Origin of the sequence: Trichococcus alkaliphilus (assembly GCF_003008695.1) — a bacterium.
GTDB lineage: Bacteria > Bacillota > Bacilli > Lactobacillales > Aerococcaceae > Trichococcus > Trichococcus alkaliphilus.
The window spans coordinates 17,265-40,083 of the sequence record NZ_PXZT01000018.1; the positions used below are offsets into that span (position 1 = coordinate 17,265).

At 40.8% G+C, this 22,819-nt stretch carries 24 protein-coding genes and 1 pseudogene; 7 read left to right on the forward strand and 18 right to left on the reverse strand.

Annotated features, from left to right (window positions below; genetic code table 11):
• Window positions 1-157: 157 nt before the first annotated feature.
• Complete coding sequence (gene cphA / locus C7R73_RS12260; protein ID WP_106450779.1) at window positions 158-2,806, reverse strand: cyanophycin synthetase; 2,649 nt, start codon at window positions 2,804-2,806, stop codon at window positions 158-160.
• 319 nt (window positions 2,807-3,125) lie between these two features.
• On the opposite strand from cphA, the pseudogene C7R73_RS12265 reads away from it, so the two are divergent.
• Both C7R73_RS12265 and C7R73_RS12270 read left to right on the forward strand, forming a co-directional pair.
• Window positions 3,126-3,539: pseudogene (locus tag C7R73_RS12265) on the forward strand (transposase family protein); the annotation flags it as partial.
• Between the two features lie 342 nt (window positions 3,540-3,881).
• Window positions 3,882-4,577 carry a GNAT family N-acetyltransferase gene (locus C7R73_RS12270; protein ID WP_106450780.1) on the forward strand — a complete coding sequence of 232 codons (696 nt, stop codon included), beginning with the start codon at window positions 3,882-3,884 and terminating at the stop codon, window positions 4,575-4,577.
• A 510-nt stretch (window positions 4,578-5,087) separates the two neighbouring features.
• Here C7R73_RS12270 and C7R73_RS12275 read toward each other — a convergent pair.
• Both C7R73_RS12275 and C7R73_RS12280 read right to left on the reverse strand, forming a co-directional pair.
• Window positions 5,088-5,636, reverse strand: coding sequence for a hypothetical protein (locus C7R73_RS12275; RefSeq protein WP_106450781.1), 549 nt, complete (start codon window positions 5,634-5,636; stop codon window positions 5,088-5,090).
• A 370-nt stretch (window positions 5,637-6,006) separates the two neighbouring features.
• Window positions 6,007-6,540, reverse strand: a complete 534-nt coding sequence (locus C7R73_RS12280; protein WP_106450782.1) for a hypothetical protein — start codon at window positions 6,538-6,540, stop codon at window positions 6,007-6,009.
• A gap of 244 nt (window positions 6,541-6,784) precedes the next feature.
• Here C7R73_RS12280 and C7R73_RS12285 point away from each other — a divergent pair, with 244 nt between their 5' ends.
• The 4 genes from C7R73_RS12285 to C7R73_RS12300 all read left to right on the forward strand — a co-directional run bounded on the left by C7R73_RS12285 (window position 6,785) and on the right by C7R73_RS12300 (window position 9,039).
• A complete protein-coding gene (locus C7R73_RS12285) occupies window positions 6,785-7,009 on the forward strand; it encodes a hypothetical protein (RefSeq protein WP_106450783.1) in 225 nt (74 codons plus the stop codon).
• Window positions 7,010-7,470: 461 nt separating this feature from the next.
• On the forward strand, window positions 7,471-7,818 hold the full coding sequence (locus C7R73_RS12290) for a DUF1648 domain-containing protein (RefSeq protein WP_106450784.1): 348 nt from the start codon (window positions 7,471-7,473) through the stop codon (window positions 7,816-7,818).
• Between the two features lie 71 nt (window positions 7,819-7,889).
• The gene (locus C7R73_RS12295; RefSeq protein ID WP_106450785.1) at window positions 7,890-8,447 is read left to right on the forward strand and encodes a 2'-5' RNA ligase family protein; all 558 of its coding nucleotides are present in this window, start codon (window positions 7,890-7,892) and stop codon (window positions 8,445-8,447) included.
• 181 nt (window positions 8,448-8,628) lie between these two features.
• Window positions 8,629-9,039: a hypothetical protein gene (locus C7R73_RS12300; protein ID WP_106450786.1), complete on the forward strand. Its 411-nt coding sequence runs from the start codon at window positions 8,629-8,631 to the stop codon at window positions 9,037-9,039.
• Between the two features lie 372 nt (window positions 9,040-9,411).
• Here C7R73_RS12300 and C7R73_RS12305 read toward each other — a convergent pair whose 3' ends face one another.
• The 6 genes from C7R73_RS12305 to msrA all read right to left on the reverse strand — a co-directional run bounded on the left by C7R73_RS12305 (window position 9,412) and on the right by msrA (window position 13,901).
• Window positions 9,412-10,110, reverse strand: a complete 699-nt coding sequence (locus C7R73_RS12305) for a triose-phosphate isomerase (protein WP_106450787.1) — start codon at window positions 10,108-10,110, stop codon at window positions 9,412-9,414.
• Between the two features lie 41 nt (window positions 10,111-10,151).
• Complete coding sequence (locus tag C7R73_RS12310) at window positions 10,152-10,394, reverse strand: SHOCT domain-containing protein (protein ID WP_106450788.1); 243 nt, start codon at window positions 10,392-10,394, stop codon at window positions 10,152-10,154.
• A 19-nt stretch (window positions 10,395-10,413) separates the two neighbouring features.
• Window positions 10,414-11,103, reverse strand: a complete 690-nt coding sequence (locus tag C7R73_RS12315; protein WP_106450789.1) for a hypothetical protein — start codon at window positions 11,101-11,103, stop codon at window positions 10,414-10,416.
• A gap of 301 nt (window positions 11,104-11,404) precedes the next feature.
• Window positions 11,405-12,250, reverse strand: a complete 846-nt coding sequence (locus C7R73_RS12320) for an FTR1 family iron permease (protein WP_205076520.1) — start codon at window positions 12,248-12,250, stop codon at window positions 11,405-11,407.
• A 297-nt stretch (window positions 12,251-12,547) separates the two neighbouring features.
• Entirely contained in the window at window positions 12,548-13,369 is an 822-nt protein-coding gene (locus C7R73_RS12325; protein WP_106450817.1) for a MetQ/NlpA family ABC transporter substrate-binding protein, read from the reverse strand.
• Window positions 13,353-13,901 (reverse strand): peptide-methionine (S)-S-oxide reductase MsrA, encoded by a 549-nt coding sequence (msrA, locus tag C7R73_RS12330; protein ID WP_106450790.1) that lies wholly within the window; start codon window positions 13,899-13,901, stop codon window positions 13,353-13,355. Before msrA ends, C7R73_RS12325 begins: the two co-directional genes overlap by 17 nt.
• Before the next feature lie 385 nt (window positions 13,902-14,286).
• Between msrA and C7R73_RS12335 the strand changes: the two genes are divergently transcribed.
• A complete protein-coding gene (locus C7R73_RS12335; RefSeq protein WP_153060398.1) occupies window positions 14,287-15,153 on the forward strand; it encodes a DMT family transporter in 867 nt (288 codons plus the stop codon).
• 122 nt (window positions 15,154-15,275) lie between these two features.
• Here C7R73_RS12335 and map read toward each other — a convergent pair whose 3' ends face one another.
• From map to C7R73_RS12375, 9 genes are all read right to left on the reverse strand, one after another.
• On the reverse strand, window positions 15,276-16,019 hold the full coding sequence (map, locus tag C7R73_RS12340; RefSeq protein WP_106450792.1) for a type I methionyl aminopeptidase: 744 nt from the start codon (window positions 16,017-16,019) through the stop codon (window positions 15,276-15,278).
• 185 nt (window positions 16,020-16,204) lie between these two features.
• Entirely contained in the window at window positions 16,205-17,590 is a 1,386-nt protein-coding gene (locus C7R73_RS12345; RefSeq protein WP_106450793.1) for an oxaloacetate decarboxylase subunit alpha, read from the reverse strand.
• A gap of 14 nt (window positions 17,591-17,604) precedes the next feature.
• On the reverse strand, window positions 17,605-17,736 hold the full coding sequence (locus C7R73_RS13900; RefSeq protein ID WP_275658101.1) for an OadG family protein: 132 nt from the start codon (window positions 17,734-17,736) through the stop codon (window positions 17,605-17,607).
• A gap of 28 nt (window positions 17,737-17,764) precedes the next feature.
• A complete protein-coding gene (locus tag C7R73_RS12350; protein WP_414718272.1) occupies window positions 17,765-18,835 on the reverse strand; it encodes a sodium ion-translocating decarboxylase subunit beta in 1,071 nt (356 codons plus the stop codon).
• 77 nt (window positions 18,836-18,912) lie between these two features.
• Window positions 18,913-19,302, reverse strand: a complete 390-nt coding sequence (locus tag C7R73_RS12355) for a biotin/lipoyl-containing protein (protein ID WP_106450795.1) — start codon at window positions 19,300-19,302, stop codon at window positions 18,913-18,915.
• Window positions 19,303-19,332: 30 nt separating this feature from the next.
• Complete coding sequence (locus tag C7R73_RS12360) at window positions 19,333-19,677, reverse strand: hypothetical protein (protein WP_106450796.1); 345 nt, start codon at window positions 19,675-19,677, stop codon at window positions 19,333-19,335.
• A 121-nt stretch (window positions 19,678-19,798) separates the two neighbouring features.
• Complete coding sequence (locus C7R73_RS12365; protein ID WP_239992637.1) at window positions 19,799-21,046, reverse strand: dicarboxylate/amino acid:cation symporter; 1,248 nt, start codon at window positions 21,044-21,046, stop codon at window positions 19,799-19,801.
• Window positions 21,047-21,271: 225 nt separating this feature from the next.
• Window positions 21,272-21,826 carry a FumA C-terminus/TtdB family hydratase beta subunit gene (locus tag C7R73_RS12370; RefSeq protein ID WP_106450797.1) on the reverse strand — a complete coding sequence of 185 codons (555 nt, stop codon included), beginning with the start codon at window positions 21,824-21,826 and terminating at the stop codon, window positions 21,272-21,274.
• Window positions 21,827-21,837: 11 nt separating this feature from the next.
• The gene (locus C7R73_RS12375) at window positions 21,838-22,683 is read right to left on the reverse strand and encodes a fumarate hydratase (RefSeq protein WP_106450798.1); all 846 of its coding nucleotides are present in this window, start codon (window positions 22,681-22,683) and stop codon (window positions 21,838-21,840) included.
• Window positions 22,684-22,819: the final 136 nt, after the last annotated feature.

Sequence of the window (22,819 nt, forward strand, 5' to 3'; positions counted from 1 at the left end):
AACACTTTTTCGGACAAAAATAATAAGGTGTCAAACATGATTTGAGGGTACACACGGCTGCCATTGACACGGAACCTTGGGTTACAAGAGTCCTTTGGACTTCAAATCGCAGGCCATATAAATTTTGTACAGGTTAGTGTAGACAATCCATTTTTTATTATTGTAATACTGAATTAGATATCTCTCTAGATTTTATCATACGCTTTAGCAACTTTTTTTTATAATCCAGAACATCTTTTATAACTTGTTCAATATTATCTACTTGTAATACTACTACATCTCCTAGTTTAGCCATTTCTAACGAGACTTTAGTTGCTTCTCTCTCATCTAGAACCTTAGTAATCCTATCAGGTTTAAAACCACCTTTAATCAAGCCTTCTTGGACTATCTGTGCTGTCTCTCCTACATTTCTTTCTCTTGGATCTGAATCACATAGTATAATATGATCGTAGAAATTTGATAAGGCTACACCAAATTCTAAAATGTCTTCTTTTCTACGATTTCCAACACCAGAAGCCATCCGGATTTTTCTACCTGGCATCAAAGCTTTTATAAACTCTCCGGTTGCATTAATAGCACCAGTATTATGACCATAATCAATAACGACTTTAAAATCACCCATATCTATCATATTCATTCTTCCTGGAGATTGCTCAATAGAAGTACTGAAACTTACAAGTCCCGCTCTGATTTGAGCTTCATTTAATCCTAGGGCAGCTGTTGCTGCTATAGCTGCCATTACATTCTCAATATTAAATTCAGCCTTCCCATCAAATGTTATAGGTATGTCTATTACACTTGAAACCTTTGAAATCCACTCTCTTTTTTGAATGATTATAATACCATCTTTTATGGTTACATTCATATTGCCCTTATTTAAATTATCTTTTAAAGCTTGATTGTGAAGGTTTTTCGAAAATAATATTGGCTTAGCTTTGGTTTTGTTTAGGCAAGACAGAACCCTCATATCATCAGCATTGAAAATGGCATAACCGGATGGTTTAACAGCTTCAGTTACAGTAGATTTTAACCTAGTCAATTCTTCTAGAGTATTAATTCCACCTTCTCCTAAATGATCGGAAGTAATGTTAAGTAAAATCCCTACATCGCTTACTTCAAATCCAAGACCTCTTCTAAGGATACCTCCTCTAGCCACTTCACATACTGCTTGATCGATAGTAGGATCCATCATAACTTTTTTTACACCTTCGGGTCCACTGTAATCTCCGTGTAGTATTGGTACATTATTAATGGTTACTGCATCAGTAGATGTCATTCCTACAACTCTTCCGTTTAGACCAAGTATATGTGAAATTAACCTTGTTGTTGTCGTTTTACCATTAGTTCCTGTAACGGCAACAATCGGTACGGAATGAGCAACTCCCGCTGGATACAACATATCAACCACCTGAGCTGAAACGTTTCTTGGAGTTCCTTTTGTAGGATTAAGATGCATTCTGAATCCTGGGGCTGCATTGACTTCTACCACTCCTGATAAACCGCTTTCAAGTGGGCTTTCCAATGAAGCAGCAATAATATCAATTCCCATTACATTTAAACCTATAATTTTAGCGACTCGCTCTGCCATTAATTGATTCAGGGGATGTACATTTTCTGTGACATCCTGTGCAATGCCGCCAGTACTAATATTTGCAGTAGATTTTATATAAATTTTTCTACCATCCGCAAGGATACTTTTTAGTGTTAGTTCTTGAACTGCTAAAAAACGTTCTGTCATATAATCAATAGTAATTTGAGTTAAATTATTTTCATGCCCTACACCCCGTTCAGGATCCTTGTTTATTTCCTCAATCAGTTTTTCAATGTTATCTTTTCCATTCCCTATAACATAAGCAGGTTCGCGAAGAGCTGCTGCAACAAACTTTCCGTCAATAACAAGAACTCTGTAATCAAATCCCTCTAAATATCTTTCTACTAAAATAGTCTGGCATATATCACTTGCTGTACGAAATGCGTTCAGCAACTCTTCTTTACTTATAATATTAACTGTAATTCCCCGTCCATGATTACCTACTAAAGGTTTAACTACTAAAGGATAACCAATAGTCTCTGCTGCTTTTAGTGCTTCATCTTCAGATATTACAGAAAGTCCCCTCGGCACCGGTATACCCATTGAAGCGAGTAAATTTTTAGTTCTTTCTTTATCATCTGCAATTTCAACTCCCAATGCTGATGTGTTGTCCATTATAGTTGCTTGTATTCTCCTTTGATGAATTCCCTGCCCCAACTGTACATAGCTTTCCTCATTAAGTCTTATATGAGGTATTCCACGTTTACTTGCTTCGTCTATAATTGACTGTGTTGAAGGACCAAGAAGACTCCATGTTGAGATTTCTTTAAGTTCGCTAACTAAAGGTTTAATATCAGTTACTATACTATCAAACATTCTTTCTACAATATCTACAGCCATTTTTCCTGCTCTTAAACCAGTATTTTCATCAATATAGCGATATACTAAATTATAAATACCAATTTTATCAGTATTATATGTTTTTCCAAAAGCTACTTCTTGTCCCGCAAGACATTGTAGTTCCAAAGCAACGTGCTCTACAACATGTCCCGCCCAAGTCCCCCTATCCAAACGTTCAAAAAACCCACCTATTCTTCCAGGTGAACATTTATGCTCATAGAGACTTGGCATCATACTTTCCATGTTTTTTTTAAATCCCTCTACCATGTCAGTAGGTTTCATTTCAAGTTCCTGAATGTCTAATTGCATAAAAATAACAGGATGTCTACTATAGTAATTTGGTCCTCTAATAGCTCTCATTTCAATTATTTGCACCTTGAATCACCCGCCCCTCAATATATTAAATTCAATATAACTATAACAAGGTAGTTTTGGTCCGATATTTTCTCCTCTTATTACGTATAATCTACAAAGACGACTATAATTTAATATCCTCACCTATGATTTTCCAATTTCCTGATTTTTTATCTCTTATCAATTACTATTAAAACTAATAAAATCGGAATTAGCTTTTTCATAAGCACACCTTTTTATATAATCATCGATTATAAAATGAAGCTAGACAAATAAATAAGCCATTCATGGGACACTCAAAATGTATTTCCGACCAAAGAAAACATAGAAGTGATCACTAATGACCTACACCTATTTTACCACGGATGAACGGGTGAGGATAGAAGCTTGTTACCAACAATACAAGAAAAATAAAAAAGGTGTGGACGACGTAAAATGGTTCTACCACTCGAACAACAGACGCACATTAAAGTAAAAGTTGTGCAAGATTGGATACCAGATACCATCACTGGTCGGAAAGAGATACCAATAGGTTGTTCCATGCGAACCTTCTATCGTCGATTTAAGGAAAAAATATTTGATGAAACTAACCTTGCCCATGAAGGGAAAAAGAAAACCCAATGGGCAGCAAGGAAGCCGCGGAAAACAGGCCTTCAAGCGGAATATCGCTGAAAGAGAAGTTGATTACCTAATATTCAGAGAAGATTTTGGCCATATCGAAGGCGATACCATTGTGGGTGTCCATCAAAAGGCAGGAACCAATTAATGGCTCCTGCCTATAGAGTTGCGTACTCATAACCATTGAGTTTTGACCATGACCACCTAACCTGTGCGCAAAAAAAACAGGTTATTCAATTATCAAAGTTTCTCTGACTAATTAGTTTCTTAAAGAAGATAAACTACAGTGGGTACGAAGAGGTATGTTTTTTCATTTCTGATTTAAGGGTACGGTGAATAATTCGGCAAAAGTTATAATTCAAGTATGATATAATTTCTTCAATCTTAAGGCTAATTGTATAGACGTAGTTTTGAATCTTCTTTGAGTAGAAGCATAGGATAGATACCGATTCATAAATTTATTTAAGGAGATTATAAAATGGAATATAACTGCTACGGGCAACCTGTCGGACCAAGTTTAAAAAAAAGTTGTTTTAGAGAACTGAATGCAACAATAATAGAAGGAAGCACTTGCGATTTAATCCATGCATCAGAGAGCCATGCACACTTATTCTATACCGACATTTTTAAAAAAGGACTTACTCCGCCAGATTGGACTTATCTGCCCTTCTCATCCTTTCAATCAGAAGAAGAGTTTTCTAATATTTTCAACAAGACTTTTTTGTCCGACGACCCTTACTTTTTTGGAATTTGGAATAAAGAGCATTCAAAAGTGCTAGGCACTCTTTCGCTAATGCGTAACGATCGACAAAATGGCGTTATCGAAGTAGGTTATGTAATATATAGCCAGCAATTGAAAAAAAGCATTCAAGCTACCGAAGCACAGTATTTGTTGGCAAAGTATGTTTTTGAGAATTTAGGGTATAGAAGATACGAATGGAAATGCGATAGTCTAAATGAGCCTTCTAGATTAGCTGCAAAGAGGTTAGGATTTGAATACGAAGGGACATTCCGGCAGGCAATTATATACAAAAATAGAAATCGCGATACATCGTGGTTCTCAATGCTTGATTGTGAATGGGAAAGGAATAAAAAAAGGCTTGAAAAATGGTTATCGCCGGATAATTTTGACCAAGACGGAAAACAACTGCTTTCTTTAAACAACCTAAAATAATTGTTAACATCCAAACCGACCATTAAGGTTCGGATGTTAACATTTTTAATTTTTTCGATAAGCCCCTTTTGGGCGCGCAGGAAAAATCTCTTTTTATGGTTAGATTAGTACACTAAAACCATAGAAAGTGATTCTCTTCATGTCTGCACTACGTAAAAAAGATGAAACGCCTAACTTTTACAGTTGTTACACCTAATAAACCACCTAAATCGCATTTGACTGAGTACGCCAACAGTTTTAGTAGCTTACAAATAACGTTGCCTCTGGTAGTGGATCCTCCTGTGTCGGGCTTCTCAAGATATTTTTTCTCCCCCCTGATTTTGTTAAAGTATCAATCTATCACTCTAGATTCTAGCTTACGGTTAACATTCGTGCATACCAATCCTCATTTATTGAGTATTGCGAACATAATCTTGAGTTATGACCATGACTGCCTAATTTATGCACCAGACAAAATAAAAAACTGATTATGAGGCGCGTAATCAGTTTTTTGTTTGTATTGTATTGAATTTAATATCTTCTATTGATACGGTTATTTTTAATTTCATCTACGGGATTATTGGAATCTTTAAATACTATCTCGATCCCCTCTTCATCCTTTACCTTCAGGTCATTATTATCGCACCACTCAAATATTTTTTCAGCAACAGAAATACTTTTCGAATATAGATTGTATATTTGCCCGTTTTTAAAATTGATTTTTACTTCTAATGTCACACTATCAGACGGTAAAATTCCCATTACTAAATCAAGTTTCTTTTGAGTATTCACTTCTATCAGCTCGATTTCCTCAACTAGATGAGTTAATTTTAAACGTAAGCTGTTCTTCCAGTTTAGTGATTGCGGTTTAAATTCGAAAAAGTTGATTTCTTTGTTTGAAAATTCACATAAATACGGAGAACCTACCGAGTTCATTGTCTCTGGATAAAAATGTCCATCTATTTTGAAAGTGACTTCAACACGTTGCTTTTGCAGTGTTTTATCAAATTCTTCCCAAAACTCACTATTTTCTCCTCTTCTTAAATCGGCACTTTTTTCAAGACTCTCTTTATTAAGCATAAACAAACCCCTCCTAATAGTGACATAATGAATGAAGCCAACAAAGTAGAACGTTTTCTAAGACCCTCTAATTATATCGCTACCATCCCTATATTAAAAATAATGTGTTGGGAGTGATTCATCCTATTTCATACCTGAAGGTAATTTTTTCCTCTACCTCCCCAGATTCTGGTTCATTATGGACACCCATGTGTATAATGACCGTTTCCGTTTGAATAGGCTGGATCATCAATTATTTTTGTGGGAGCTTTACCTACGTTCTTTAACAGGAAGATAGTGGATCCTGCTGCATCCCTGTAGTAATAGTAGAAAGAATCCTCTTCTTGAATCTTTCTCTCGAGCTGCTATTTTTAGCCTGTTCAAATTACACTTACAAAAACCTTGTCCATACGAGGTTTGCAGGGCAATAAACAGTAAAACTGTCTTCAGGAATATGCAATTCCTGGCTGATGACTTCCCTGAATTGTTCTACTGACATTCCAAGCCACAATCGATAACTGTTTTTTCCGTATGTGTTCCAGATCGCCAATTCCGCTAAATGAGGGTAATCCTCAATTTCAGGCCGAGGGATTTTCTTAAAAGTTACAATATAATCGAAGCTTGTTTTCTCTATTGGAAATACTTTGACTTTGAAATTTCCCAAAGGAACCTCAAGCTCCTTATGAATTAAATGAATGATGTCTTCAGCATTCACAGCTACATTTCCTTTAAATGAATGAGCTCCAAATTTTTCCCAGTGTGTCAGCTTTCGAAAGACTTCAAACCAACGTATGTCTGTATAATGTTCCGGGTCAAACGTGATAATGGCATTGAAACTGGACGTTGGAGATAAATACTTCTTTGATTGTTGCCAAGAATAGCCCAATATCCCTACGACGACCACCAATATTAAAATCTTATCCAATTTGCTTTCCCCCTTTTTGGTTAAACAGCTCTTCCAATCGTACGGACCCCTGGCACTACAAATCAGTGAAGTACGTCCTAATATACCTAATATATATGCACACAAATTTTGGCGTTTCCCATTAATGGAACGTCTTCTTTTTCGTTGTATATAAAAATGTTTTTTTCTAAACATTTTTTATGTTACTATTGTATCAAATAATTTATTTTCTCTATAGTTAGAACTTCAGAAAAGGGGTACTGGCATGAATTTTCTCAGAAAAATGTGGCGATTTTTAGATCGTTGGAATACCATAACCGGTTATTTAATAGGAGGAATCTGGCTTTTATTTAATGGAAATTTCTACAACAATGGCATTGCAGACATTAGATATGTTTACTTCTTTAATATCAGCGGCATATTAATGCTTGCTATAGTTGCCCTAAAGATTTTTGAAAAGGTTTTGAGAAAAAAGAAAGAAAATACATAATAACGTGGGACTACTAAGCTACGCCATTGGAAATTACCATCCCAGCCAACCCAAACAATTCGACAAAAAGTACACGCCAGCAACATAAAACGTTTTTAAGTTACTTGTATAAATAACTATAGAGATAAGGGACAGAAGCGATACGAACGATAATATACCACTCTACGTTGATTTTCCTGAGTATCACGAATTCTCCCAAAGTTACTTGTGGCCTGTTACCGTAAAATACAAAGGACAGCCGGAGATTCATTTTTCTGTTTCAAAGCCGGACACGATCAATGCTTTTCACTCAATCGAAAACGGTTCAGAAGAACCTATTCTGATCGGCTCCCGTTCTTTTGAAAGAAAAAATTTAGACTTTATGGCATTTGAAGGCCGCACTTATGCTTTTCCCAACTGATGGGCCTTTATTCAACGAATTGTGAATTTAATAACAATCACAAGCAGAAAGAAGCGAGAAAATGAATCATAATCAGCATTTCTCAATATTCAGTGTTCAAAGCTCATTTGCAATATTGCTTCTTCCTCTTATCAGCGGAATCTTTTCTTATTCGTACTTGCCTGACCGAATCGCCATCCACATTAACGAATTGGGACAAGCGGATGATTATCTCCCGAAGTTGGCATTCTTAATCGGACTTCCTGTTGCAGGCTTGCTTTTTCAACTTTACAGAGTGGTGCGCTGCAAGAAAAAAGACCCAACAATGAATGTTTTCGGCTGGAACAGAACGAGCTCTAGCATCCTGTTATTCCCAGTCTTCTTTGGCATCGCTTATTTCTCTGCAGTTCTTTACAATTTGAATGTTTGATTGGATAGGTGAAATGGAGTAACATCCTTGAGTTTACAAACGACGCTTTGATAATTTTAGGAGGCTATTTTATGCATGAATATGCATTTATAGGTTATTTAGACCATGAAACAGAAGTGAATTTTCGAGGATTATGGCAGGATTTAAGTGAGCAGAATATCAGTCACTATGGAGTGGAAACCAAAGGGAAAAGACCTCATATCACTATTGCTGATTATGATGCTTTAGATAAGAATAGATTTATACAATTAGCAGATGGATTCTATGAGGATAAGGAAAAGGTAGATCTGACCTTGAATGTATTAGGAACTTTTATTAGTACAGGGACTCTATTCATTGCTCCGACTTTATCAACTGAATTACTTGATTTTCATAGCAGCCATCACGACTACTTCAGAAAGTTTAACGAGAATGAAACCTCCTTTTATCTTCCTAGTAAATGGAGTCCTCATTGCACTATTGCAAGTAGATTAGCTGAAGATAAAATGGTTCAAGCATTTAGCTACTGTAAAAAAAATATAGACAAAATCCACGGTAGATTAAGTGAAATTGCTCTAATAGAACTTAACCTTAATAATGATGGTGTGGTAATAGAAGATACCGTTATTTTTTCCAAGGAACTAAAATAATTCAAAACAAATTTTCTCAGATGTGTTTATGGGAACTGTTTACGGTATCTCTAGTCACTTCTGTCTCATCTGCAATCAATGAATACCAAATGAGTTACCACAAAGGGGCTGTTACTGAAAGTAGTGACGAGGTATGGAGAAGGTAGGTAACTTTAGATCTGTAAAGAAATGAGGAATTTAAATGAAAATAGTAGAAAGTATCCCCTGGGTATATTATTTAGAAGAAACTAGCGAATTTGAAGACGATAAAGTCGGTAAGTGGATGTATTTTTTTAAGGACAAAAAAGTTGCAGCGGAAAAATGTGAGAACGCAGTAAAGAATAGAATTGTTACACAAGCCAAACATAGTAATGCCGAAACAGGTGTAGCCTGCTTTTATCTTAATTGTGATGATATAGATGCACATAAAAAGGTCATATCATATTTCATCAAAAATAATATGATAGCTAAAACAGCTAAAAATCGATTTTATAATATACCTTTTAAATTAGATCAACAGACCCGTAGAGGTGAATATGGGGAAACCTTTAAATCTGAAATAACGTTAGATAAATTTATAGATTTAGACTCGGGAGAATGGCTGATTCGATAACAGCTGTCCAATAATTTATGAAAGATATAAGTTTTAATCGATGATTGATACAAATACGTAACCTTCCTTATCGCCTATCTTATTAGTTAATATTTAACCAACACTTCTCGTCTACATTAAAAATGTAATAAAATCAATGTTTTACAATTGTCGGTTTTGGGTACACCCTAAATAGGCATCTGTAAAAGTAACCTTCATTCTTTGCCTGCAACAAAAATAGGCCAAGACTGAAATCATTGTGTGATTTCAGTTTTGGCCTATTTTTAATTTTCACATATACAGCATCAGTATGGGGAATTGCCACACCATCGGCACTGATCTGTAAGCCCGCCGGAAATTGTTTTAGGCTTTCAAATAATAGGTCTCATTTCCTTATTTATTATTTTCATTCGATGCTTTTACAGTCGCCTCAACCATATCTCTCAGCATTTTTTGGGGGTCTTTTGCCTTCACTATACCACTGGTACATCCAACTCCATCTGCTTGCAGCAAAATTGTTCTATAGACATCATCCGCCGTGCTGATTCCAGCTGCTTGCATAACTAATACATTCGGATTAAGACTCTTAACAGCTTCGATTGTTTCTTTAACATAGCTCTCATCACTTGTTTTACCGGTACCAATTAAGTCTGAAGGTTCGCACAGAATAATATCGGGACTTAGCATTGTGATTGCCTTTGCCTCTGCAATAGAATCTGCACATACAATTGTTATTATTTCAAGTTCAGCTGCACGCTTAATTGCTTTAGCTAACCCATTCAGAGGCAAGGGACGTTCAGCGTGATTTAGAAATACTGCACGTGCACCTGCTTCATAAAGTGATTCGGGTAACACATGACCCATTCCTTTATCCGGATTAATGCCATCTAAATGCTGAGCTGTCACAATAATATTTTTGGAATTTGATGAAACGGCTGCAATATCAGCAAAAGGAGCGGTTACAAAAATTGAAATCGGAAATTCTTCTGCTAGTGCATCTGCTTCTCTGACTAGTTCCAATAATTTTTCTCCAAACAAATAGGATTTGGGGTTAAAAACAAAGAATGGTGTGCGGATATTAGTTTTTGCCATGATTTTCTCCTCTCATTTAACAAATGCTCGGATTTCCCTAACTAACTTTTCAATATTTTCTTCTTTTGTTGGTACTCTTCGTCCGATAATTCGCCTTTTGCATAACGCTGATTAAGGATTTCAAGTGCCTCATCTCGGCCATTTGAAGTTGTGCCAGCATTACTGCCTCCCTGGACTAGTTTCATCACCGCATACACGATGATAACTATTAAGATTACCAGGAGGATAATCATCAGGAAAATCCCCCATCCACCCATCATGTTATATCCGTAATAATTCATCATTTTTTCCGCTTCCCTTCTGTTAATGTTCAGAAATCACTTGTTCCAGATCCCCGTGCCAATCATGGTACCAGACTTCTCCGGTACGGTCATTGACACTCAGCATCCCGATTACTTTGCCGTCTTCCTCGATATGAAAAGTGTAATAGCCATAGAACGCGTGCCCATCACCCGGTACCGAAAAAGCTTCCCCAAACTGGCTCTTCACAAAATCGTCCGCAATTTTGACTGCTTCTGTCCGGCCCACAGTTGCCGTATCCGTTGCATTCGCATTATAGCGGAGGGAGCCTCCCATCATCATGCTATATTTCTCGTTCCACATCATGTTAGGCCCCGGCTCGGGATAAATCTGCCCCGTGTACGGATTGATCAAGAGTTCTATTGCGCCTCTGCCGGTATCTTTCTCTTCCACAGAAACATAGTAATCCGCATCGGTGAAGACAAAAATATCCGCCACTTCAAGGTTATTTCCATAACCCTGCAAATAATTTTCGACATCCGACAGAACTTGGTCCGGCGTCAATTTCTCATCGCTGCTGTTCTGATTGTTGTTGACTCTTCCGCCCATCATACCGCTGTTGTAATACCCTTGATTGGAAATGACTGTCTCAGCACTTTTTACGAACATGAATAACCAAATGCTGTACCCAATCAGTATGGCAATTGCACCCAGTAGGATTACACCCCACACTAATTGCTGCTTATTTTTCATATCCTAGCCTACTTTCTTCGATAAGCATTCAAAGTGATTTCAGGATTGGCAACTTTTCTTTAGACAGTGTGATAAATTACGCTTACTGAGATCCGTGGCTGCCAGCTGCGCCCTACAGTATTAATTATAGGGCTCTAGATTACTAAACGCCAATTCTAACTTCTATATAATAAATGGATATGGGCTATCTCCATCAATGCCTGCAACAAAAAAAGGCCAGTACTGAAATCAATGTGTGATTTCATCCTGTCCTATTTAAGTTTGCTGCTGCATATCAATACAAGTTGTCATTGAGTTTATGCTATTGCGCGAGCGAATTTAATTTGCTCGTTTCTTTTTTTATTTGCCTGTGCCAAATGTAAAAAAGCGAACCCGTGTAGAGATATTGCATGATAAATTGAAGTATTTCCGGTTTGGAATACCATCCGAACAGGACATACAAAGGCAAGCCAAGCAGTCCTTCTTTATGGTAGAAAATAGTCTCAGAGAGATCAAAAGCTTTTATGAACAGCGGACTCTCGCTGGATAACAGGTTCATGGAGCCAAGCGCGGATAGCCCTTCGTGGATACCATAACCAAGTAAAAAGCCAGCTTGCAGGATAAGATAGGCCAAGGTGATGTTGAACAGAACCCTTAAATTGACTTTGACCAGCGAATGATTGATCAGTACCGCCAACACTAAAGCTGCTGTAATCCCCGCAAACAGGGCTGTGATGGCGTACTGCCCGGCAAAAGTGAAGATTGCAACCTCTACCCCTTCACGCGCCACCATTATGAAAGCAACGCTGGCAATCCCGAAGGCAGACAGATTTTGGCTGACACTGCTTTCCACAGTTGAGACCATGTTTCGGCCGTGCTTGATCATCCAGTAAATGAACGTAGTCACCAATGCCAACGCAACGAAGCTTGCTCCGCTCTCCCATAATTTCGCCACTTGCTCCATTTTGTCGATCGCTTTGGATAGGATGTAAAGAATGCCCCCGATACCGAGCGAAGCAACAATACCGCTGATTGTCCCGTAGTAAACATATTTCCGCAAAGATTCATTTTTGCTTTTCCTCAGGTATTGAAGAATGATGCTGACGATCAGGAATGCTTCCAGGCCTTCCCTAAAACCCATGATGAACGCGGGCAGAAATGTATCCATATTAATTCTCCTTTAAATGTATTAGTCCAGGCCGTATTATTTCTCGACGCAATTGAGAATGATTCTCACTTACATCATTATGGATGCATCTGTTTAACTTGTCAATGAGAAAATTCTAATTTTCAAAGATATCGTCATATCCGAGGTGTTGTCAGAAAAAACCAAAGAAGATGACCCCGATTGCTTATCGAGATCATCTTCTTTGGACTGCATAATACTTGCCTTTTGTTGCGAAACTTTCTAAGTCACTGCGGAATCAAGGAAAGCTGTCATTCCAGATTTGGAGCTGTGTTGTATTTATTCCCAAACGGGTATAGACGATTTCTTGGTAACTTCATCTATGATTTTTTCGACTTCAGGAGTTTGATAATAATCGACGATAATTTGAAAATCAGGATCTTCGGTTTCATCTTCTCGAGAAGCAATCACATTATAATAGGGTTTGGATGAATCGGCCACAGGTTCAAGGAAAATAGCGTCCTCAGTAGGCACCAAGCCTGCATCGGCAGCCATGTCATTATTGACTACGGAGGCGTCAACATCCGTCATCGCGCGAGCAGTTTGATTGGCAGCCAGGACAGTAAATTTAAGGTTTTTCGGATTTGAAGTGATGTCATTTACAGTAGGTAATAAGCCCTTCGTTGGATCCAATTCGATCAAGCCGGCAGTTTGCAATAACAACAATGCTCTGGATTCATTTGAAACATCATCCGGTATCGCGATTTCCCCTCCATCCGGTATTTCATCTATAGATGTGTGTTTCTCAGAAAAAAGCCCCATCGGATTTAATGTCGTATATGCGATAGTCGTGTTACTGTATCCAGCATCTTCATTCACTTGATCCATATAAATTTCAGTCAAAGCCGAGTGCAAATCAATATCGCCATCCTCTAAAGCTTGGATAGGTGTAACATATTCAGTGAATTTTACCAACTCAATTCTTACAGGTTCGTTATTTTCTTCAAGTTGTTCTTGAACATGTTCCCACGCCTCATTGCGTTCACCAACAACGCCAATTTTTACTGTTCTGATATCTTCTTGAGCCGCTTCTTGTCCGCAAGCCGCGAGAAATAATACAGCAGCCCCTATAGTAAATAAACCTTTAACTGTTCTTTTCATCATTATCCACATCTCCCCATACTTCGTTTAAGCGATTCTGTCGATCTTCCTCCAAGGGTATCATCCGCTCATGGTTTCCCTCTTTTTTATAAAAATCCTGATGGTACTCTTCAGCAGGATAGAATGTGCTTGCAGGAGAAATTTGAGTGACGATTGGCGCATTGATTGCCAGTTTGCCTTTCAGTTCCTCTTTTGATCGTTCCGCAATCTCTTTCTGTATCTCTGAGTGATAAAATATTTCCGGACGGTACGATGATCCGCGATCCATGAATTGCCCCATGGCATCTGTCGGATCGGTTTGTTGCCAATAAATACCCAATAACTCCCCATAGGAAATTATATTGTTATCAAAAGTGATTTGGATCGCTTCAGTGTGTCCGGTTTCTCCGGACTTCACTTCCTCATACGTCGGATTCTCTTTGAAACCTCCAGTATAGCCTGAAACAACGGATTCGATTCCAGTTTTTTCATCAAAAGGTTCAAGCATACACCAGAAACATCCTCCAGCGAGTGTAGCAATTTCTTTAGACATAATTTTTTTCTCCCCCAAAATGGCGTTTCACCAATTCATAACGTTTTTTCATTATATAACAATAAGTTGCTTTTAAATAGCTATACAAAAACGATCAAAGATGATCGATTTTTCCGAACGTTATGTATTTTGAAAATGTAGCTTTGCTTTGCATCCCTATATTTTCGCCACTCGACCCTTCGGGAAAAATGAAATCAGCCCTTTCGAGGAAAAGTCTCCGCTCAGAACTGTTAGCTTCTATTCATCTAATCAAATTTGGCCGATTTGAAAAACATTGACTTTTCATATAATTAAATTATCCTATAAATATACCAAAAAAAGGGTTTATGAAGATGAATGAATTTTCACCAGGAGTGAATTGTACATTCAGGAAAGCGAGGGAAAAATGCAAAACACAAAAAATCAGGCTCAAATTTATGCTTTTGTTACAGTAGTTCTGTGGGCTTCGGCATTCGTTCTCACAAAAATCGCGCTGACTTACTATACAGCAGAAGCGATAGGCGTCCTTCGTTATGTGATTGCTTCCCTATTGTTTATTGGAATTGGAATTTTCACAAAAATTGGATTTCCGGAAAAAAAAGATATCCCTAAATTCCTGATAGCAGGCATTTTAGGCTTCGCGCTATATATGATCACCTTTAACCAAGCATCCAAATCGCTGACAGCAGCGACGGGTAGTGTCGTCATCGCATCCGCACCTATCCTGACCGCTCTGTTTGCCCGGATCATATTCAAGGAAAAGATCAAGGTCTTGGGATGGATCGCAATCATCATCGAATTTATCGGCATTCTGGTTCTGACATTATGGAACGGAATTCTTTCTGTGAATGCAGGTATGTTATGGATGTTTGGCGCAGCCCTTTGCATCAGCGGCTATAATCTGCTTCAACGTTCTTTACTGAAAAAATATTCCCCCTTGCAGTCCACTGCTTACAGCGTTTTTGCCGGAACGCTATTTCTGCTGTGGTATTTACCGGATGCGGCAGTGCAATTCGGCAACGCCCCTCTTCAGCAGTTGTTTGTGATGGGTTTTCTGGGTGTTTTCCCAAGTGCGCTTGCGTACATGTTGTGGTCAAAAGCACTGACCATGGCGCAAAAAACAAGCGATGTAACGAATTACATGTTTGTGACCCCTTTGTTGGCCGCTTTGATGGGCTTCCTCATAATGGGAGAGATCCCTACCTTGGCGACATATGTAGGTGGGTCGATGATATTTGTGGGTTTGCTGTTATTTAAAAAATCAAATGCATGATTACATGAAATCATATAGAGCTGATAGGGCATGCAAAAAAGCACAGAAATTAATCTGTGCTTTTTCTGATACAAGTATTTGTCATTGTCCCGCAATCGCGCCCTATTGGAGTTTCAAAGTTCTTAAAGCGTGGTAATGATCGGTCCTTCCTTCGTGACAATAATCGTATGTTCGTATTGGGCTACCATGCTTTCTTCTGTAAAGAAGGTCCAGTCGTCATCTTCAACTTGGAAAACTTCCTCTTCGAATGTAGAAATAAAGGGCTCAAAGGCGATGACCATGCCTTCTTTCAGAATTTCGTCATCCCAGCGTGAGTAGTAATTGAAAATATGATCGGGAGCTTCGTGAATCGCGCGCCCAACACCGTGGCCGGTAAGATTTTTAATGACAGTCAGGCCATGCCGTTTCGCCACGTTATGCACCGCTTTTCCAAGGTTGCTTGTTTTCGCGCCCGGTTTTACCTTCGCAAGTCCCGCATCGAACGCCTCTTTCGCAATATCGCATATTTTCTTCAAAACGACATCGCCATTCCCGACAACAAAGGAAATGCCGGTATCCGCAAAGTAGCCGTTTTTGGAACCTGAAACATCAATGTTCACAAGATCCCCTTCTTCAATGATCCGATCGCTCGGAATCCCATGCGCCACTTCTTCATTTACGCTGATGCACGTATACCCAGGAAAATTGTATTCCCCTTTTGGAGCCGATTCCGCCCCTGCTTTTTCAAAAAGCGCCTTGGCAATGTCATCGAGCTCTTTTGTAGTGATGCCGGGGTTGGTGGATTGGACCATTTCATCCCGGATCGCTCCACAAATGCCGCCAATTTCTTTTAATCCGTTAAAATCCTCTTCAGTCTTTGCAATCATCTTATATCCTCACTTCTCAAAGCATTCTATGTTTATCGTTCCCGTTAGATTTTATCACAAACGGACCGGACGAACACGTTCAGACTGTTTATTAATTTACAAATAAGGAAGATGGCTTCTGGATTCTTGCTCCGCAAACAAAAATAAGCGCCCCTTCTTCATAAAGAATGGACGCCTTAATAAAGTTAAAAAGTAACATATACGTTTTGGATCGGTATATCGTAAAACGGATCTTTCTTTTTGCGCAGAAACGGTTCAGCCAGATTCGGGAACAGGGCGTACGTCAACACGTCTTCCGTCGTGTCTGCGTACTCTGCAGTTTCCTTTTTGAAGTCTTTCATCCCCGGTTCAATCAGGTCTGCCGGCCGTACCGTGCAGGTTTCCTCATCGCCGATGATTTTTTGTTTGATTTCTTCGGACAACGGCGCTGGGGATTTCCCGTAGGAGCCTTTGACGTAATCCTTGATTTCTTTCGGCACCATCTTGTAGCGTTCCCCGCTCACGACGTTCATGACAGCCTGTGTGCCGACCATCTGCGATAATGGCGTCACAAGCGGTGGATAGCCCATGTCTTTCCTTACGGCAGGGATTTCCTTCAGTACCGCTTCATATTTATCCTCTTGATGCGCCTCTTTCAGTTGTGAAAGCAGGTTGGAAAGCATGCCTCCGGGAACTTGGTACAACAAAGTATTCGGCTCGACATCCATCACTTTCGGATTCAACAGCCCCTTGCTGCGGAAGTCTTCTTTGATCGGATGGAAATGATCCGCGATCTCCTTCAGTACTTCCAGATCCAATCCGGTATCAAAACCCATCTCCTCAAAGGCGATCGCCATCGATTCCGTCGCCGGTTGGCTCGTTCCGCCGGAGAACGGCGAGATGGCGCAATCGATGCCGTCCGCGCCCGCTTGCGCGGCCATCAGGTAGGTCATTTCGGCAATGCCGCTGGTGCAATGCGTGTGGACATGGATCGGCAACACCGTGGATTTCTTCAGCGCGCTGACCAATTCGAAGACATTCTTTGGCGTCAGGATGCCCGCCATGTCCTTGATGCAGATCGAATCCGCGCCCATCGTCTCCATTTGTGCAACCAGTTTCAGGTAATAGTCATTGTTGTGCACTTCGCTGGTCGTGTAACTGATCGTCCCTTGACAGTGTCCACCATACTTTTTGATGGCTTTGAAGGATGTCTTCAGATTCCTCAGATCATTCAGCGCGTCGAACACCCGGATTACATCGATGCCGTTTTCGATCGCTTTCTGGATGAATGTTTCGACGACATCATCGGGATAGTGCTTATAGCCCAACAAGTTTTGGCCTCTCAAAAGCATCTGCAGCTTCGTGTTCTTCACTTCGCTCCGGATTGTGCGCAGCCTTTCCCATGGGTCCTCGTTCAGGTACCGCAGGCAGGCGTCGAAGGTCGCGCCGCCCCAGACTTCAAGCGCATCATAGCCGGCTTCGTCCATTTTCTTCAGGATCGGCAGCATCTCCGGGGTCGACATGCGGGTCGCTACGAGACTTTGATGCCCATCCCGCAGGACCGTTTCCATAAACCGGATTTTTTTCGTCATTTTCATCAACTCCATCATTTATCGGCCGGGAACCGTTTAATCAGTACAATACAAACCACATACAGGAGGAAGAGGACGAGGAAGATCCCTCCCATCCCAAAAAGCATCAGTTTCAGGGCGATTTGAAAATTTTCAAATGTGCTCATGTCAATCTCCTTTCAAAAGAATAATAGGTTAGCTGAAGAAGCCCAACAACAGTCCGCCTGCGATAACGGATGCGATCTGTCCGGAGACGTTCGCGCCCACCGCATACATCAATACGAAGTTCTGCGGATCTTCCTCCGTCGCCATCTTTTGGATGACCCGGCTGGACATCGGGAACGCCGAAATGCCGGCGGCACCGATCATCGGATTGACTTTTTGCGTGCGGAACAGGTTCAGCAGTTTCGCGAACAATACCCCGCCGATCGTATCCATGATGAAAGCGACAAGACCGAAAGCGATGATCATCAACGTCTGCAAGTTCAGGAACAATTCGGCTTGCATCTTGACGGAAATCGTCAGACCCAAGAGGATGCTGATGATGTTCACCAATTCGTTCTGGGCTGTCTGGGACAGACGGTCCAAGACGCCACATTCGCGCAGCAGGTTACCGAACATCAGGAATCCGACCAGCGGCAAGGAAATCGGTGCGATGAAACCTGAGATCAGCGTGATGATGATCGGGAACAGGATCTTGGTCATGCGCGAAACGCCTTCCGCTTTGTACGTCATGCGGATGCGGCGTTCCGCTTTGGTTGTGACGGCTTTGATGGCGATCGGTTGGATGATCGGCACCAAGGCCATGTACGAATAAGCGGCGACGGTGATCGGCCCCAACAGACTCGGTGCCAGTTGGTTGGATACGAAAATGGCTGTCGGGCCATCGGCAGCGCCGATGATGCCGATCGATGCGGCTTCCCTGATGTCGAATCCGAAAAATACGGCTACCGCAATCGTGAAGAAGATCCCGAATTGGGCAGCAGCGCCGAATAATAGCATGAATGGGTTCTGTAGGAGCGGGCCGAAGTCGATCATGGCCCCGATGCCGATAAAGATCAATAAAGGGAACAGCTCGGTGCTGATACCGGCTTCGAAAAGGACATCGAGGACGCCTTCCGCTTCGCTTCCGTTGATCATCTGCGTCAAGACGCCGGTCCCCGGGAAGTTGACGAGGATCGTTCCCAATCCCATCGGTACCAACAAAGTCGGTTCATATTCTTTCTTGATCCCCAGATACATCAGCACACTGCCGATGACCATCATGATCAGTTGGCCGGGCGTGACGGATAAGATTCCTGCAACAATTTGTTCCAATTTTTATTTCCCTCCAAACGTTGTTTTTATTGAATGATTACGATTGTTTGTCCGACGTCGATCGGTGCTCCTTTTGTGGCAATGACAGCCGTGATGGTGCCTGCTCTTGGCGCAACGATTTCATTTTCCAGTTTCATGGCTTCCAATACGGCAAGCACTTGATTTTCTGCCACGACATCGCCGACGTTCACTTTGATGTCCATGATTTTCCCGGGCATCGGCGCCGTGATCGGGTCGCCTTCTCCACTTCCGGTAACCGGTGCAGGAGCCGCTGGAACAGCTACAGGTGCTGCGACTGGCGCGGCTTGCACGGGTGCTGTTTGAGCCGATGCCGCGGCTACAGCCGGCGCACCGAACTCTTCCATTTCCACCATGTATTCTTTTTCATTGATTTTGATGCGGAATTTCCTTAACATGCCATCTTCCTTCTTTCTTGATGTTTTTCTTTACTTCACACGTGTAATGCTGTGCAGGCGAAAAGAGTTTTCAAATTTATCATGTGCTGCAATAGCCGCAACAATTGCTGCGGCTATTTCCTTGTCCGTATCGATCCCCGTTACCTTTCTCACCCGCATATGGGCACTGTCGTTGCTGCCAGACAGTATGGCAGCTGTTACTACAGCAGCTACTTCTCTTTCCTTATCGGAGATTGTCCTTGTAAAATCAACTTCTGCTCGACGAACCATGCTTCCGTCGCTTCCCGTATGCGCTTGTAAAACTGGGCTTTCTTCCGGTTGCTGGCGTTCTGCTGGATAACTGGTTTTTTTGCGAAAAAAATCAAATAATCCCATATTTCCCTCCTTACTTTTTTCGTATGCCCTGATACTTCATAACGATTATAGGCCAACCGTATTTTTAAAAAAATCAAGGATAAATATAATAGCGAGTCAGAATCAACTCGCTAGTGTAATATTAAAATTCAGCTTGAGCTAGTCTCCGAGGATCCAATTCAAGTTCCCCTTCAGATTTAGCTACTAATACGGAAGTGCAAATATCTGCAGTAACGTTAGGAATGATACGGCCCATGTTCAGAATTCGGTCAACACCGGCTAACAAGCCTACTGTTTCCAACGGTAAACCGGCCGTCTGTAATACAACGGATATCGCAATCAGACCTGAACCAGGCACACCCGCCAAGCCCATTGACGTAATGGTTGCTATAAGCATAATGCGGAAGTATTCCATCAATGTGAATTCAACGCCAAAGAGTTGCGCTGCAAAAACAATCGCCACACCTTCGTAAATTGCAATTCCGTCCATACTCATGTTAGATCCAATCGTAATGATAAAATTCCCGATCCGATCTGAAACACCAAGTTTCTTTACTGCCTTTAATGCGAGGGGAATTGTCGCCACACTTGATGTCGTTGAAAAGGCGAATGCCATAGACTCTTTCGACGATTGCAAGAATCGTTTGAGGGGAACCCTGCAGATGAACCCACACACGATAATGCCATGGACAACAATCGTTTGAATGCTGGCTGCTGTATATACGGCACCAATCGTCTTCAAATAAGGCCAGATGATTGAAAGCCCGCTTGTACCAATGACATTAGCCATCAAACCAAATACGCCGATAGGAGTGAAAGCTAATACAATATTGACAAACTTCTTCATGGTTTCAGCTAAAGACTTGCACAGCAGTAACATCGGTGCACCTTTTTCACCGATCGCCAGCAACGAGAACCCGAAAATGACTGCAAAGAAAATGACTTGTATTAAATTACCTTCAGTCATCGCTTGGACTATATTGCTTGGGATAAAACTCAGAATGGTATCACTAACCGACAATACCACAGGGTCCTGAATGACAGCAGTAGACGTATCGATGTTAGCGCCTTGCCCAACTTGAAACAGAAAACCCATTCCAAGACCTAGGGCCGTTGCAACAAATGTAAAGACAACATAAGTTCCTACGGTTTTGAGTGCGATTTTACCAAACTGCTGCATATCATCGATGTCCGCAATCGCTACAACCATTAGAGAAAAGACGAGTGGGACAACAACGACTTGTAATAATCGGATGAGAATAGAGCCGAGGACAGCAAATATTGAGGCTTTTTCCCCCATTATGGCCCCGATGGTAATCCCGAGCGCAAAACCTATCATGATTTTAGAGAACAGGGTCATACTGCGTATCTTACTTACTGCTTTTGCCATTACTTACACTTCCTTTACTAATTATATTTAAATATAGCGGGAAAATTTATTCTTGATAATAATTCATTGAATCGAATTTCACTATTTTTTTAACTTTGTTCGATCGAAATCAGCTCCTCTTAAAAATAGACGCATTTATCAGATTAAGAGGAACAACTCGATCTAAAGTAAAATTCTAAACTTTGGTTATATTTTGCCACTGAGCGAAGTACTTTTGGAAATATGTTATCTCTTGTACTGAGCAACCTGCTCTGTTTGGAATACGCGTCCTTTGGTATCAATACCCACAATCAGGCGTAATTTTTCAACCTTCAATCGTTTGATTGATTCTGTTCCCAGATCATCATAAGCTACTACATCACATGTTTTGACTTGATCAGAAATCATCGCTGACGCCCCACCGATACTCAGTAGGTACACGCCACCATACTTCTTGCACAGCTCAGGGACAAAGTCAGAGCGATCTCCTTTTCCGATCATGCCTAACATGCCTAACTGAAAAGTCATTTCCACAAAGCTGTCCATTCTCATACTTGTAGTTGGCGCAATGGAGCCCATTGTTCGACCAGGTTTCGTAGGGCAAGGGCCTGCATAAAAAATCAATTGGTCCTTAAAATCGATCGGTTGCTCAGCACCTGTTTCCCAAGCGGTTTGCATTCTTTTGTGAGCAGCATCCCGAGCCGTAAAGATTGTACCTGTTAACTCAATTACATCTCCCACATTCAGCTCTTTGATATCTTCTTTTGTTAATGGCGTGTGCATTTGAATGATTGTATTCATTTGTTCTCCTCTCAGATTTCCGCTTCAGCGCATCTAGCTGCATGGCATTGTAGGTTTACGGCAACTGGCAGTGATGTGATATGGCATGGGAAGTACTCAATATGGACATCCAAAGCTGTCATCCGACCACCCATTCCTAATGGACCGATTCCCAAATCGTTGATTCTTTCCATAAGCTCGTCTTCCATTCTTGCATAGTGAGGCGTTTCGCTTCTCTCTCCGATAGGTCTTAAGAGCGCTTTCTTAGCAAGCCAAGTACATTTATCCATCGTGCCACCCACTCCTACTCCTACAATCATAGGCGGGCAGGCTTTTCCTCCGGCGGCTTCAACTACTTTAACAATAAAGTCTTTAACGCCTTGTTCACCTTGCGCAGGTACCAATGTAGTGAAGGCTCCCATATTTTCACTGCCGCCGCCTTTTGGCATCACAGTAATTTTCACTTTGTCACCAGGAACAATTTCAGGATGGAATACACAAGGAGTGTTGTCTCCTGTATTCACACGCGCAAGCGGATCACGCACCATCGATTTCCGTAAATAACCTTCTTCATACCCTTTTCGTACACCGGCATTTACAGCCTCGCCCAATGGCATACCTGTCCAAGCTACTTCCTGGCCAATATCCATAATAACAACGGTGGTACCCGTGTCATGGCAACAAGCAATCTGTTCCCTTTTTGCGTATTCGGCATTGTCGATCAGCAAACTGATTGTATCTCTTCCGTAAGGCGACTCCTCTTTTACAAGCGCTTTCTTTAATGCGCACACAAAATTATCTCCTAATTCATAGCATGCTTTTTTACATAAATCTGCAATGACCGGGATCAGTTCACTTGTGTCAATTACTCTTGTCATTTTCTTCTCTCCTAATTAAATATTTTTGGTTTGATAAAACGGATAAAACTTTGGCAGCAGAACCCTACTTACGACAAAACATACTGCGGTGACAGCGAAAGAATTATTTTGTTTTAAGTTAAACAAGTACTCAGTT

Excerpts from the sequence above, each read along its gene's own strand:
- C7R73_RS12270 (WP_106450780.1), top strand. The coding sequence starts at position 3,882 with ATGGAATATAACTGCTACGGGCAACCTGTCGGACCAAGTTTAAAAAAA.
- C7R73_RS12275 (WP_106450781.1), bottom strand. The coding sequence starts at position 5,636 with ATGCTTAATAAAGAGAGTCTTGAAAAAAGTGCCGATTTAAGAAGAGGA.
- C7R73_RS12285 (WP_106450783.1), top strand. The coding sequence starts at position 6,785 with ATGAATTTTCTCAGAAAAATGTGGCGATTTTTAGATCGTTGGAATACC.
- C7R73_RS12290 (WP_106450784.1), top strand. The coding sequence starts at position 7,471 with ATGAATCATAATCAGCATTTCTCAATATTCAGTGTTCAAAGCTCATTT.
- C7R73_RS12295 (WP_106450785.1), top strand. The coding sequence starts at position 7,890 with ATGCATGAATATGCATTTATAGGTTATTTAGACCATGAAACAGAAGTG.
- C7R73_RS12300 (WP_106450786.1), top strand. The coding sequence starts at position 8,629 with ATGAAAATAGTAGAAAGTATCCCCTGGGTATATTATTTAGAAGAAACT.
- C7R73_RS12305 (WP_106450787.1), bottom strand. The coding sequence starts at position 10,110 with ATGGCAAAAACTAATATCCGCACACCATTCTTTGTTTTTAACCCCAAA.
- C7R73_RS12310 (WP_106450788.1), bottom strand. The coding sequence starts at position 10,394 with ATGATGAATTATTACGGATATAACATGATGGGTGGATGGGGGATTTTC.
- C7R73_RS12315 (WP_106450789.1), bottom strand. The coding sequence starts at position 11,103 with ATGAAAAATAAGCAGCAATTAGTGTGGGGTGTAATCCTACTGGGTGCA.
- C7R73_RS12320 (WP_205076520.1), bottom strand. The coding sequence starts at position 12,250 with ATGGATACATTTCTGCCCGCGTTCATCATGGGTTTTAGGGAAGGCCTG.
- C7R73_RS12325 (WP_106450817.1), bottom strand. The coding sequence starts at position 13,369 with ATGAAAAGAACAGTTAAAGGTTTATTTACTATAGGGGCTGCTGTATTA.
- msrA (WP_106450790.1), bottom strand. The coding sequence starts at position 13,901 with ATGTCTAAAGAAATTGCTACACTCGCTGGAGGATGTTTCTGGTGTATG.
- C7R73_RS12335 (WP_153060398.1), top strand. The coding sequence starts at position 14,287 with ATGCAAAACACAAAAAATCAGGCTCAAATTTATGCTTTTGTTACAGTA.
- map (WP_106450792.1), bottom strand. The coding sequence starts at position 16,019 with ATGATTGCAAAGACTGAAGAGGATTTTAACGGATTAAAAGAAATTGGC.
- C7R73_RS12345 (WP_106450793.1), bottom strand. The coding sequence starts at position 17,590 with ATGACGAAAAAAATCCGGTTTATGGAAACGGTCCTGCGGGATGGGCAT.
- C7R73_RS13900 (WP_275658101.1), bottom strand. The coding sequence starts at position 17,736 with ATGAGCACATTTGAAAATTTTCAAATCGCCCTGAAACTGATGCTTTTT.
- C7R73_RS12350 (WP_414718272.1), bottom strand. The coding sequence starts at position 18,835 with ATGATGGTCATCGGCAGTGTGCTGATGTATCTGGGGATCAAGAAAGAA.
- C7R73_RS12355 (WP_106450795.1), bottom strand. The coding sequence starts at position 19,302 with ATGTTAAGGAAATTCCGCATCAAAATCAATGAAAAAGAATACATGGTG.
- C7R73_RS12360 (WP_106450796.1), bottom strand. The coding sequence starts at position 19,677 with ATGGGATTATTTGATTTTTTTCGCAAAAAAACCAGTTATCCAGCAGAA.
- C7R73_RS12365 (WP_239992637.1), bottom strand. The coding sequence starts at position 21,046 with ATGGCAAAAGCAGTAAGTAAGATACGCAGTATGACCCTGTTCTCTAAA.
- C7R73_RS12370 (WP_106450797.1), bottom strand. The coding sequence starts at position 21,826 with ATGAATACAATCATTCAAATGCACACGCCATTAACAAAAGAAGATATC.
- C7R73_RS12375 (WP_106450798.1), bottom strand. The coding sequence starts at position 22,683 with ATGACAAGAGTAATTGACACAAGTGAACTGATCCCGGTCATTGCAGAT.